The organism is Pontibacter ummariensis (assembly GCF_900188175.1).
In the GTDB taxonomy this organism is placed as follows: Bacteria; Bacteroidota; Bacteroidia; order Cytophagales; family Hymenobacteraceae; genus Pontibacter; species Pontibacter ummariensis.
The window spans coordinates 56043-68834 of record NZ_FZOQ01000006.1 but is presented as its reverse complement, the minus strand read 5'-3'; the positions used below and the strand labels follow the sequence as shown (position 1 = coordinate 68834).

The window sequence follows — 12792 nt, the reverse complement described above, 5'->3', positions numbered from 1 at the left end:
CTGGCTACAGCGCCAGGTGATTTGCTAACTGCTTAAAGTATGCATAATCGCGGATGTAGTCCTTCTCGTCGTAATCCGTTGAGGCAAGGCACAGCGCGATGGCCCCTTCCGAAAACTGCAGCTCCGTCCAACACATGGCCGGAATATAGACGCCTTGCCGGGAGTCGCTCAGATCAAACACATACACTTCGTTGCCCGTGTCCACCTTCACCTGAAGCTTCCCTGAGATGGCAATCAGCACCTCTTCCGTGGCTTTGTTCGCATGGTTCCCCCGCGTTACCCCCATCGGGATGTCATGCGTCCAGAACACTCTTTTAATTTTAAAAGGGACATTTGCAGCTAACTGCGTAGAGGTCAGGAAGCCTTCTTCCGGGCTACCCATGCGCTCCAAGGGAATCAGGTATGGATTGGCAGGCAATGGCTTTGGATTTAGTACTGTCACAAAATAAGCCTTTTTGCTGTAATTATGTTCCGTTTAGTCCCCGGGTTTTGCCCTTGCCCTTAGTTGGCTACCTTTGCAGTAAGGCAGGCAAGGGGACACTGCCGAGAAAACCTATGCTCTACCTTCTCCTCAGTATATTAGTCAGCACTCTGCTGATCTTCATTTTTAAGTTGTTCCAACGCTACAACGTGCACGTGTTTCAGGCTATCGTGGTCAACTACGTGGTCTGTATACTCGTGGGACTGGCTTTTCCGGAGGGTGCTGAGGTATTACAACCGCAGATCTTTACACGCACCTGGGCCTACTTTGCCTTGGCCCTTGGCACCATCTTTATCTGCACTTTTTACCTGATAGCCCTTTCCACGCAAAAGGTAGGCGTTACGGCCACATCCGTAGCCGCTAAAATTTCTCTGGTGATTCCGGTATTGTTCAGCCTGCTGGTCTTGCAGACAAGCCTGAAGGACTACACCTTGCTCAACTACCTGGGCATGGGCCTGGCCCTGGTAGCCATCGTCCTTTCCTCCCTGCGGCCGCGGCAGGCAGAAGGAGTGGAGGCCTCCCCTGCCATGGCACTCATACTCCCACTTACCATATTTCTGAATGGGGGTATTGCCGATTCGCTCATCAACTACACGAATCAATATTACCTGCAGGCCCACGAAGCGAGCCAGTTTACCATGCTGACCTTTGCGACCTCTGCTGTAGTTGGCCTGCTCGTGTTACTATACCAGAAAGCTTTTGGCAAGACGCACTTTAAACGTCGTAGCCTTGTGGCCGGCGTTATACTGGGAGTACCTAACTTTTTCTCTATCTTTTTCCTGATCAAAGCACTCGCCGCCTTCGATAACGACGGGGCCTTCTTTTACCCGATCAATAACATGGGTATTATCATGGCGGGCGCTCTAGGAGCCGTTCTCTTTTTCAAAGAAAAGCTCAATGGCCTCAACCTGGTGGGGCTCGGCCTCGCGGTTCTGGCCCTGGTGCTGCTCTCGTATCAGGAAATAGCACGTAACCTGTTTTAGCTTATGGAAGAAGACACCTACCGCACCATCGAAGCGCCATCCGAAGGCCTTTACAAGGAAAAAGGCAGTAAGTTTATTGCTTTGGCCTACCCCGTGTACACAGAGGAGGAAGTAAAAGAGGTGATGGCAGACCTGAAGAAAAAATACTACGATGCCCGCCACCATTGCTATGCCTATAGCTTGGGAGCCGACAAAAGTCGCTACCGCGCCAATGACGACGGCGAACCAAACCATTCTGCCGGGGATCCTATCCTGGGGCAGATCCGCTCTGCCGACCTTAGTAATGTGCTGATTGCGGTAATCCGCTACTTCGGGGGCACCAAGCTGGGGGTCAGCGGTCTGATCAACGCCTACAAGACCGCCTCGGCCGATGCGATCGAGCATGCGACCATCGTTGAAAAACACGAGACTGTGCTGTTGCAGGCGCATTACGCCTACCCTCAGATGAACGACGTGATGAGCCTGGTAAAAGAGTATAACCTAGACGTGCGGGAGCAACACTTTGAATTGGACTGCCGCCTGACCCTGGAAGTGCGCCGGAAACTGGAAGAGGAAATAACCACCAGGCTGGAAGAGGTAGACGGCGTACAGGTGTCTGTAAAAGGCTGATTTAGCCTGCAGTTGCAAGCCCCCTCCTTTCATCCTTACATGTACAGAACACCAGTTGCCCACAGCCTGACAAGGCTCATTCCGGTAAATTCAGTTATTTTTTCCGTAATTGGCCTGTTGACCATCCCAACGCATACCCATGTCTAAACGCAAGCACCGCCGCACCCGCAGCAAAATACTCGATCGCAAAGCAGGCCTAAAACCAGGTTCTCTGCTGATACCAACTGAGGCGTATCCCCCGCGCTTTTTCCTGATGTCGTTCAACGAGGAGTTCTTTGAGGAGATAGAGCTAAAAAGCTACGGAGAGCTGCTGCAGCGCGTGCAGGCAAAACCAGAAGCCCGCCACTGGATAGACATTCGAGGCTACGGTGAACAGGCCATGCTGGAGCAACTCACGATAGACTTTGGTTTGCACCCCCTTCAAATGGAAGACGTGATAAACGATTACCAGCGCCCCAAGGTAGAGGAGTTTGACGACAACAGGCTGTTCATTATTACGCGTATGCTGCGTTGGTCACCAGAGTTCAAAAGCCTGGACGACGTACAGCTGTCTCTCTTTACTGGCCCCAATTACGTGCTTACCCTCCAGAGCGACTATGGCGACTGCCTGGACCCGCTGAGGGAGCGCATCCGGATTGGCAAAGGGGTTATCCGGCACCGCCCGACCATGTACATGGCCTATGCCATTCTGGACGTAGTGTTGGATTACTACTTCCCGGTAATCGGGGAGATTGGCATTTACATAGAGGACCTGGAGCAACAGGTGTTACGGGAGCCGAACAAGTCTACCCTGAGCAGTATTCTCGACCTGAAAAGCGAACTCATCAAGCTACGGCGGATTGCCTGGCCAGAGCGGGACAAGATGGTAGAACTGCTGCGCATGGACGAAGATACCATTCCGGAATCGCTGCATGTGTACTTCCGGGATGCCTATGACCACTCGGTTCAGTTAGTGGATCTGATCGATAACCACAAGGAAATGGCCTCCAGCCTGGTGGAGCTATATATGTCCACGGTAAGTAACAGGATGAACGAGATCATGAAGGTGCTTACCATCATCTCCAGTATCTTTATTCCATTGAGCTTTATCGTGGGCTTGTACGGGATGAACTTCTCCCGGGAGAATCCAGATACGGGGGATGTACTACCCTACAACATGCCCGAACTCTACCAACCTTATGCCTACCCTATCCTACTCTTCCTGATGATAACGCTGATCACGCTGCAACTCATCTTCTTTTACCGGAAGGGCTGGTTCAAGAGCTTCTAGCAATGCTGTAGGAGATTAATCAGGCAGCGTAAAGCTGATTTTCTTTAACTCGTTGCGGAACACCTTGTACAACGTGTAGGTATTTGTCGTTTCGTTGTAGTAAATGGAGACCGGCTTATTGCTTTCGAACGTACGGTTGCCAATAAGATTTCCTTCTGTATCGTACAGGTACGTTTTCTGCGGCCCTGTTTCCGTAACGGCAAAGATTTCGTTAGCCCCACCGAAGTTAAAGTACTGCACAATTTTAGGGGCGGAGGTCACATAGCGTTTCTCAAACAGCTGGTTCAGGTCCTGATCAAAAATAGTTACCTGCCCCTGCTCCTGCCGCACAATTACGAAAGAACGTCCTCCGCTGCTTTCCGGCACCAGCTCAAACAGCGCGCGCTTACTTGGCCTTGGCAATTGTTCCCTGTTCAATACCCTGCCCTGCAGGTTGAAGGTCACCACGTTGCCATAGCGCGTGACAGCGGTCAGCTCTGTTTGCTTCAGGTCTGCGCCAACATTCACCACTACACCGGAAGTTAAAGGAGACTTTAAACTGATAGGAAAACCGGGTAAGGTCTCCCCCTCAGGGTTAAGGGCATACACATAGCCGTTCTCAAGAGGCACCAGAATTACGTCTGTTCCGCCCACGCGCAGGTGTTGCGGTTCTGCTGCCAGCTTGTAATCCAGTTTGCGCGGCTGCCAGCCCGGAATAGCAGCGCCGCTCATGTTGTACATGTACAGGTTGCCCTTGCTGTCGTCTACCAGCAGCCGGTACTCCTTGTTATTCTCGTAATCGAACACAACCAGGTGCTGTATGTCCAGCGAATCGCCCAGGTTAAAAGGGAAGTTTTCCAGCTCCTGCCCTTGGTTGTTGATGGCATGAATGCGGTTGGCGGTGGCGAAAACATAGCTTAGCTTGTTGTTCGGGCCATACTCTATCTGCTTTATCCTTCCCCGGATAGAAGTCCCCAGGGTATCTACCCAGCCCCGTTGCCCGGAAGCCGTGATGTTGATCAGCACATCAGCAGAGTCCTGCACAATCACCTCGGGGCTCCTGTCCACCGTGTTTTGCACCGGAAAGGGCCTTGTATCTATGCGGTTGCTTAAAGGTAATGTCTGCTCCACAGCAAATGTTTCCTGCGTTACATTATTTGTAAGGTGTGGCCTGCGGATAACAAGGCTAGTATAATACTGCCCGTCTACTAGGGAGAATTGAAGGCTTAACTGGCTAAAGCGCTTGATCAGCGAAGCATTTTGCAATAAGTCTTCCCGGTTTTCCTCCACCACATAGCGGTTCAGGATATACCAGGCATTCACGGTATTGAAATACACGCTCAGGTTCGCCTCCTGCAGGGTCTCTTCCAGAAAGGCTTTCTGCCCGCCGGACTTTCCCCACACGTCCTCGTCTGAGATGTCATCCAACAGGCTCCGCAGCGTAGCCATCTCCTCTGCTATCAACAGGTAATTGTCTACCTGCACGACATAACTCTGCTCAAACCCCTGAAACAACCTGCCGAAGAGCTGTGCAGGCAGTTCCGGTATCTGCAGCAGCATGATGTCGTAGCTACCATACCTCTCGGTATAGGGCTGTTGCTTTCTTGCCACTGCCACCTGCCTGTTCAAACTACTCAGAAGCTGCAGGGTTAGAGCAGGAGCAGGCATATGGGCATAGGCTACTTTCTCCGGGCTGGCTGTCAAGCTGTTTGTTTCCAGGTACGCGATAGCGGCCTCACTGCTAAAGGTCTGTGCCAGGCTATCCACAGCAGGGGCAAAAGCCACGTCCGCAACTTGTAGCGGCAGGCGCAGGCGCTCAATCTCCTTTAAGCCGAAGTGCAGCAATAAGGCGGTTCTGTTCGGCAGGTAATTCTTCACTCCTAGCTCGCGGGGCTCCTCGGGTTGCATGACGCTGTGCAGCGATGTTTTCAGCTTTTCAGGTAGTGAAAAGCCGTTCAAGAATATTTTGTCCTGCTGCAGCTTTAATTCCAGCATGCCACTGCGGCAAAGGGAGGCCAGGTAGCGCACCTCCGGCATAATTTCAGCTTCCAGGAAAAGGGCGAGCAAGTCTGGCAGGGCCCGGTAATTCACGAACACATTGGCATACACGTCCGGCTGGCCAAGGTAATTGGTACTGGCGAACTCAGCGGCAACAGAAGCGGGCGTACGCCGGTTGATGCGCCGTACAGTCTCCTCCAACAGGGCAGGAGAAGGACTAAGAATGATGTTGTTATGATATGTGAAGTAGGAAAAGGTGCTGCCGGTATACGTGTTCCGGACATCTGTGATCAGGAAGTCCTGGTACTCGTGGGTGCCTTCGTCGAAAAAAGGGCTTTTACCAATGTCCTCGGTGAGCGTGCGAAGAAAGCGGTGCTCGCCAACCGTGTTGACGGGGATGTAGTAAACAACTTCCACATCTTTGTTGCCCACTACATGTACGGAGGTCAGTATCTCCTTTTTATCGAGGAAGCGCTCCAGCCGCTGGCTCCCCGGTGCCACACTGTCCAGGTACGCTATGTTTTCCTGAAGCAGTTGTGTTGCGGGCAAGGTAGACAAGCTTTCCCACAGCCCTGTCTCGCGTAGGTGCTCCACCAAGGCTAAGTGATCGTTCGTCTCCACTACCAATACAGCACTGTCGGGCACCAGTGTCCACAGGTCCACCTTCTCCCTGGAGTCTTTCCAACGGCTAAAGCCATAGAAAGCCAGCGAGGCCAGCACAACAAAGCCAATGAAGTAGAATACGATGCGTTTTGGCATGGCAAGCGTTTTCGAGCTACAAAATTAACCTAATTTTTTAAAAACACCGGCCCGTCCCTGCCAACTGTTCACTTCCCGTTGCAGCGCAGGAGGTTAAGCTTCAGAAAGGACAACACCTCCTTGACACACGCACGTATACAGGACCCAAACACATCGAATCGCATGTTCAGAGTTCTCGTACCCGTAGATTTTTCAGATAGTTCTACCCTCGCCGGGCAGTACGCATTACACATCGCCGCTGCCACCAGGGGCGCCCGCCTATTACTCCTGCACTGTTACCAGGATTACATGCTCGACGCGGAGAACGCAAACGGGTCTTCCGAACTTGGGGCAGGCTTTAGCCTTGCTTCGGAGGCAATCACAGACGAAGTGCTCAACCGTAATCAGCGAGACGAACAAGGGTTGTTGGACGAGCTGTTTGAGGAACTGCAGCATAAGGCCCGGCGCATCGCCCCTCAGGTAGAGGTGGAACGAGCCTTTATCTATGGCTTGCCGGAAGACGTGATTCCGGAAGAGATCACACGCTTTCGCCCTGACCTGATGGTTATGGGCACCAGAGGGAGCTCCAACCTAGCCCGCTCTTTTTTCGGCACCATTACGACCAAGATGGTACAGGAGGTTTCCGTTCCGGTGCTCACCATCCCCCAACAGCACAAGGGTACAGCTCTGGAGCGGGTGCTTTACGCCACCGACTTTAACCAAACAGACCTGCAGGCCCTGGATGCGCTCCAGCATCTGCTACACCCCTTTGCCCCCCGCATTATCTGTGTGCATGTTACCAGTGAGTCAGAAAAGCAGGACAGGCAGGAACTGGACAAGCTACAGCAAAAGCTGGAAGCAAGGGTACAGACAGACAATGTGCGCTTTATGTTATTGCAGGGCGATGACGTGGCAGAGGCGCTCCAACAGTTTGTGGCAGAACAGCAAGTAGACCTGGTGGCCGTGAACAATCAAAAGCGGTCGATGCTGGACAGCGTTCTGCACCCCAGCCTGACCAAGAAGTTAGTGCTGGAGACACAGGTACCGCTCCTGGTTTTCCATAGTAACCCAAAGGCTTAAGCAAGGCTGACAGCGTGCGCTCCTATCTGCGCCATCAAAGCTTCATAGTAACGCTCAAAAGCCCCCTCATTTGTAGACAGGAACAAGAAGGGCTCAATTAGCTCCAACTCCATCAGCACAAGTTCTCCCGCTACCTCCACGCCGTCTACCCGGGCATAAAGGCAGTATTTCGCCACTGTATCTATCACGTGCTGGGCAGTCTCGAGTAAGGCGGCAGGCGGCTCCGGCGTGTGCACGGTACCCCCGTAAAAGTGCTGTACCCGGAAGTCGCCGGGCTTAGCCGCTTTAAGCACAGTGTGGCTGTACTTACCGTTAAAAAACAGGAAAGACCACTCGCCTTTGGTGCTGACCTCCTCCACGAAAGGTTGTGCCAGGAAGCTTTCCTGTTGTAAGAGGCGGTTGATCTTCTCTTCCTTTACCACTGCCTCAGAAGGGCTAAGGGCAAAGGTGTTTTTGGCGCCCCCGCTCACGGCTGGCTTAATGATTATCTTCTCCGCCTTCAGTTCCGTGAACACCTCAACGGCGTTGAAGCTTGTCCCCGCTTCCAGCCAAACAGTCGGCACTACCTTCACGCCTTTTGTCTGCAGGTCCAGCAGGTAACGCTTGTCGGCGTTCCAACGCACTGTCCGCACCGGGTTCAGCACCCGTACATTCAGCTGCTCCAGCTTGTCGAGCCAGGCATAAAAAGCATCAATTTTATCAAAGTAATCCCAGGGAGACTTCAGCAGTACCAAATCAAATTGGCTCCAGTCTACTGCCGGATCATCCCAGATCTGAAAAGAAACAGGAAGGCCTTTTTCCTGCAACAATTCGAAGAGCTTTGTGTTCTCTTCTTCAGATATCCCCGCGTAACTTCCCTTGTCCGTATATGTAACTAAAGCTATTTGTTGTATTTCCATTTTTGTTTCATATTTGCTGCCAAATTATACTTTATCCTGAGCCTAAACAACCAGCTGAGGCAGTTTTAGCTATAACTTTTGAGCGGCCTGTACTCGTATGTAAGGTATAGTCTTACCTGCACCTATTTATCCATTTAACATGCCTTACCGCCGTTACAACAGCCGCAGCTATTCGTACAGCCTTGCTGTGCGCCTGTTAGTGCTGTTGTTACTCATCCATACTTTTGCCTCAGCCTGCACCGCCGACTCTGCTACGGAGGAAGAAGCCGGCATGCCCGAAGCGCCCGACAACGCATTGGCAGCCGATACCTCCTCTGTCCGCCGCTCAGCTTATGTCAGCCTGCTGGGGAACCCTTTTATTGGCAATTACAGCCAGGTCAACAACCTGAATAGTTACTTCGACCGCATCAACGCGGACTTTACCCTGGATGCGGACCCCATCGAAAACCGACACCAGCCCAGCGTAACAGACACAATTTATACTATCCGCTCCGGCAACTCTGTGATGGAGTTTTACGCCCCTACTAAGTCTGGTATACTACTACTACAGATGGCCGACATAACCAGCGGGGATATAAAACTACGGGATAACCTGCGGGTGGGCATGAGCCAAGGTGAGCTCATGAACAGCCTTAAAGCCCATGGCCAGGACCTGAAGATCACCCAGAGCCCGAGCGAGGTTATTGCTGCGAACCGGGAAGGCGCCCCGACCCTGCTCCGCTTTTTCCTTAAGAACGGGAAAGTACACCGTATCCTGTTCGAGGGCTACGTGGATTAGGCATTTTTCAAGAAAAGGCGCTCTCCTAAACGACCACCTGTACTGATTATCGCTTAAAGGCTAAGCTCGCCCCGCTTTCTGTTCCCTGGCATTCGCAAATTGGTATCTTTGCAGGAAACCAACACAGAACAAAATGCGCTTAGTCATTCAGCGGGTAACCCGGGCATCTGTCGAGATCGAAAAAAAAGTAAAAGGCGAAATAGGGCCCGGGCTGCTCCTGCTAGCCGGTTTCTGCCCGGATGACACGCCAGAGGACCTAAAGTGGATGGCTAGTAAAGCGGTGCAGCTGCGCATTTTCAGCGACAGCGAGGACAAGATGAACCTGAGTGTGCAGGACGTGGGAGGCGACCTGCTCGTGGTAAGCCAGTTTACCCTCTTTGCCAGTACCAAGAAAGGCAACCGCCCCTCTTATATAAATGCTGCTCCTCCTGCTGTGGCGATTCCCTTATATGGGCAATTTGTGGCGCTGCTGGAGGCCGCTTTAGGCAAAAAAGTGCAGACAGGAGAGTTCGGCGCCGACATGAAAGTATCGCTTTTAAACGACGGCCCGGTAACCATCGTGATCGACTCGAAGAACAAAGAGTAAGGCAAAAATATTTAAAAGGGAGCCATCTCTAAGGCTGAGGAATTTCTATATATTTAAGGGAAAGTTAAATTATAGCTTCCTTTCCTCATACTGCATGGGCTACAGCACTCCCTCTGCGCTTACGGCAACGCTTGCCGTTCTCCTCCTGTTGCTCGCTACAGGTACCGTAGCCCATGCGCAGGACAGGATACAGGAACAAACGCAGCCACGCCAGCACTGGCGGATACAAACAAAAGACGGATCTGTTTTACAGGGCGTTTTCCTTGGCCAGACCGAGGCTGGTATCCGGCTGCTGACGGAGAGCGCAGGGGAAATTACAGTGCCCATGGAGCAGGTAAACAGCTTCCGGATACTGGACGAGCGTAATTTTAAGAACGGGGAATACTGGTTTGAGAACCCAAATGCCACCCGCTACCTTTTCTCCCCAACGGCCTATAGCCTCCGCAAAGGAGAGGCCTACTACCAGAACACCTACCTGGTGCTTAACTCCTTTAATTATGGGCTTACTGACAGGTTTACCATAGGGGCAGGATTCGAAATAATTTCTACTTTCTCCGGCGAACCCACCTTCTTTATTACCCCGAAATACTCGATCCCAATTAGCGATAAATTAAACGCTGGCGTTGGCGTGCTATATGCGACCACCGCTTTAGGCGAGGGTTTCGGAGGCTTGGGCATCGGCTACGGCATAGTAACCTATGGCAACAGGGAGCACAACGCCACCCTGGGTGCAGGTTTTGGCTTTGTGGACGACGAAGTATCCGGACAGCCCGTCCTAACCCTAAGCGGCATGACGCGGGTAGGCCGCAAGACAGCGCTGGTAACAGAAAACTGGTTTATACCGGAAAACAGCAGTTACTATGGAGTTTACTCCTATGGGATACGCTTTATGGGAGAGAAGATTACCGTAGACCTGGCCTTCCTGAACAACGCCGACATTGCCGAATCAATCCCCATTGGGGTACCTTACGTCGATTTTGTGGTTAAATTCGGGCAATAATTAACTTACACGAACATGACGATAGGCGAAGCACAGGCACTGGTAGACAAATGGATCAAAGAAAACGGGGTGCGCTACTTTAATGAACTCACCAACATGGCCATATTAACGGAAGAGGTAGGCGAAGTAGCCCGTATCATCTCAAGGCAGTACGGTGAGCAGTCTTTTAAGAAAAGTGACGAAGGGAAACAGCTATCCGATGAACTGGCCGACGTGCTGTTTGTGCTTATCTGCCTGGCCAACCAGACCGGCATTGACCTAACGGAGGCACTGCGAAAAAACCTTGACAAGAAGACCAGCCGCGACAGCAACCGCCATAAACAAAACGAGAAGCTGAAATAAACTGAACGGGGTAGTGCTTTAGTAAAGCACTACCCCGTTCAGTTTATTTCTTGTGACGGCTTACTGCTCTACAGCAGTCGCGTTCAGGTCTACCAGCCTGTCCTGGCGCCACACAGGCAAGGCCTCGTACACGTTGTGCTGCAGGCAAAACTCAACGTCTTGATGGATCTCCAGGTTCTCGAGTCGCCGCACGTGCGAAGACTGCCTTAAAAAGTTACCCAGGTCAGCTTTAGCGGACTGGTACAGGCACAATGCCGCGAGTGTGGCATCGTTTTCAAAGGAGAACTGCCCCTGCAAACGCTCTGCCAGGGCTCCGGCATAGAGGGTATCCTCCAGGTTAAACATCCCTTTCCACCCGGCACAAACCACCAGCACATCCAGCTGCAACGCGGCCAGGTGGCTGGCCACCGCCTCCAGGTTCAGGAAGGCCCCTATCACGATTTCCTCAGCCCCCTCCGACATGCGGATGGCTCTGGTACCGTTCGTGGTCGTGATGGCAATCGTACGCCCTGTCACCTGACCATCCATATAAGCAAAAGGAGAGTTGCCCAGGTCAAAGCCTTCGGCCTTAATGCCATTCCGCTCGGCGGCTGTCAGGCAGCCCTGCGCTGCAAAGGCACGGCACTCCTCCAGCTGCATCACCGGGAAAATATTGGCAGCACCATGTGCAAAAGCTGTTACCATTGTGGAAGTGGCCCGTAGTATGTCCACGGCTACCACCGCCTTCCCCTTCAAATCATACAAGTGCAACAGCTCCGGGCTATAACACACATCTATACTTGCCATAGTGTTCTTATGATGAATAAAAAACAAAAGACACAGGGAGTAGCTTTCGCACTTGGCCTCAGCGTTCCCTGTGTCTTTCTGGTTAGTTTTACTTCTTATAAAAAGGCAGTTTTACCACCTGTGCCTTCATGTCTTTGTTGCGCACGCGGATAAACAACTCGGTGCCGGCCTTGCTATACTCTTTAGAGACATAGCCCATGCCAATGCCTTTGCTCAGTGAAGGCGACATGGTACCGGAGGTTACCTCCCCTATTTTCTCGCCTTCGGCATTTACGATCTCGTAATGTGCTCTTGGGATGGCCCGCTCCAGCATCTCAAACCCGACTAACTTGCGGCTAACGCCGGCCTCTTTCTGCGCTTTCAGGTTATCTGCATTCGTAAAGTCCTTATCGAACTTGGTGATCCAACCCAGACCAGCCTCCAATGGAGAGGTCGTATCGTTTATATCATTCCCGTAAAGGCAGAAGCCCATTTCCAGGCGCAGGGTATCACGTGCGCCCAAGCCGATCGGTTTGATGCCGTACTCTTTGCCTGCATCCATAATCGCATTGAACACCTGCTTCGCATCCTCGTTCTTCACGTAGATCTCAAAGCCGCCTGCTCCGGTATAACCGGTAGCTGACACAATCACATCCTGCACGCCTGCAAACTCCCCTTTCCCGAAGGTATAGTAAGTCATGTTGGGAAGGTCGATTGCGGTAAGCGCCTGTAAGGCCTCTGCCGCTTTGGGTCCCTGCACTGCGAACAGCGACACCTCATCCGAAACGTTCTCCATCTCCACACCTGCGGTATTGTACTTGCTTATCCAGGCCCAGTCTTTGTCGATGTTCGAAGCATTTACCACCAGCATGTACTCTTCCTCTCTCAAACGGTACACCAACAGGTCATCCACAATACCGCCCTCTTCGTTTGGCAGGCAGGAGTACTGCACCTTGCCGTCTGCCAGTTTAGAGGCATCGTTAGAGGTAACCCGCTGGATCAGGTCCAGGGCTTTAGGCCCTCGCACCATAAACTCGCCCATGTGCGACACGTCAAAAATACCCACGGCATTACGCACCGTATTATGCTCTTCTATATCTGATGAATAGCGTACAGGCATGTTGTAACCGGCAAAAGGCACCATTTTCGCGCCAAGGGCCTCGTGTACATCATTCAGGGCAATTTTCTTTAATTCCATTCTCGTTATGCTGTTCTGTGGTTCGTGGCAAATTTAAGTAAAATTAGGGCGCTACCGAAATAAAATGCCTTCTCCTGCCGGCACCC

The 12792-nt window shown here is 52.0% G+C and carries 13 protein-coding genes; 8 read left to right on the top strand and 5 right to left on the bottom strand.

What is annotated here, in order from left to right; all coding sequences use genetic code 11:
- Positions 1-4: 4 nt before the first annotated feature.
- Entirely contained in the window at positions 5-442 is a 438-nt protein-coding gene (locus CHB92_RS08260; protein ID WP_245842387.1) for a sugar 3,4-ketoisomerase, read from the bottom strand.
- Between the two features lie 113 nt (positions 443-555).
- Between CHB92_RS08260 and CHB92_RS08255 the strand changes: the two genes are divergently transcribed.
- From CHB92_RS08255 to corA, 3 genes are all read left to right on the top strand, one after another.
- A complete protein-coding gene (locus CHB92_RS08255; RefSeq protein WP_245842386.1) occupies positions 556-1464 on the top strand; it encodes a hypothetical protein in 909 nt (302 codons plus the stop codon).
- A 3-nt stretch (positions 1465-1467) separates the two neighbouring features.
- Positions 1468-2073: an IMPACT family protein gene (locus CHB92_RS08250; protein WP_089318720.1), complete on the top strand. Its 606-nt coding sequence runs from the start codon at positions 1468-1470 to the stop codon at positions 2071-2073.
- 139 nt (positions 2074-2212) lie between these two features.
- On the top strand, positions 2213-3343 hold the full coding sequence (gene corA / locus CHB92_RS08245) for a magnesium/cobalt transporter CorA (RefSeq protein ID WP_089318719.1): 1131 nt from the start codon (positions 2213-2215) through the stop codon (positions 3341-3343).
- Between the two features lie 15 nt (positions 3344-3358).
- Here the strand turns inward: corA and CHB92_RS08240 are convergent, their stop codons facing one another.
- Positions 3359-6079 carry a hypothetical protein gene (locus CHB92_RS08240; protein ID WP_089318718.1) on the bottom strand — a complete coding sequence of 907 codons (2721 nt, stop codon included), beginning with the start codon at positions 6077-6079 and terminating at the stop codon, positions 3359-3361.
- Between the two features lie 162 nt (positions 6080-6241).
- Here CHB92_RS08240 and CHB92_RS08235 point away from each other — a divergent pair, with 162 nt between their 5' ends.
- A complete protein-coding gene (locus CHB92_RS08235) occupies positions 6242-7138 on the top strand; it encodes a universal stress protein (RefSeq protein WP_089318717.1) in 897 nt (298 codons plus the stop codon).
- Here the strand turns inward: CHB92_RS08235 and CHB92_RS08230 are convergent.
- Positions 7135-8037: an ATP-grasp domain-containing protein gene (locus tag CHB92_RS08230; RefSeq protein WP_089318716.1), complete on the bottom strand. Its 903-nt coding sequence runs from the start codon at positions 8035-8037 to the stop codon at positions 7135-7137. The two genes, CHB92_RS08235 and CHB92_RS08230, sit on opposite strands and share 4 nt — an antisense overlap.
- 139 nt (positions 8038-8176) lie before the next feature.
- Between CHB92_RS08230 and CHB92_RS08225 the strand changes: the two genes are divergently transcribed.
- From CHB92_RS08225 to CHB92_RS08210, 4 genes are all read left to right on the top strand, one after another.
- Entirely contained in the window at positions 8177-8815 is a 639-nt protein-coding gene (locus CHB92_RS08225; RefSeq protein WP_089318715.1) for a hypothetical protein, read from the top strand.
- 133 nt (positions 8816-8948) lie between these two features.
- Positions 8949-9401 (top strand): D-aminoacyl-tRNA deacylase, encoded by a 453-nt coding sequence (gene dtd / locus CHB92_RS08220; protein WP_089318714.1) that lies wholly within the window; start codon positions 8949-8951, stop codon positions 9399-9401.
- A 94-nt stretch (positions 9402-9495) separates the two neighbouring features.
- Positions 9496-10401 (top strand): hypothetical protein, encoded by a 906-nt coding sequence (locus CHB92_RS08215; protein WP_089318713.1) that lies wholly within the window; start codon positions 9496-9498, stop codon positions 10399-10401.
- A 15-nt stretch (positions 10402-10416) separates the two neighbouring features.
- The gene (locus CHB92_RS08210; protein WP_089318712.1) at positions 10417-10743 is read left to right on the top strand and encodes a nucleotide pyrophosphohydrolase; all 327 of its coding nucleotides are present in this window, start codon (positions 10417-10419) and stop codon (positions 10741-10743) included.
- Between the two features lie 60 nt (positions 10744-10803).
- Here CHB92_RS08210 and CHB92_RS08205 read toward each other — a convergent pair whose 3' ends face one another.
- Positions 10804-11529 carry a 2-phosphosulfolactate phosphatase gene (locus CHB92_RS08205; protein WP_089318711.1) on the bottom strand — a complete coding sequence of 242 codons (726 nt, stop codon included), beginning with the start codon at positions 11527-11529 and terminating at the stop codon, positions 10804-10806.
- An 88-nt stretch (positions 11530-11617) separates the two neighbouring features.
- Positions 11618-12706, bottom strand: a complete 1089-nt coding sequence (gene gcvT / locus CHB92_RS08200; protein WP_089318710.1) for a glycine cleavage system aminomethyltransferase GcvT — start codon at positions 12704-12706, stop codon at positions 11618-11620.
- Positions 12707-12792: the final 86 nt, after the last annotated feature.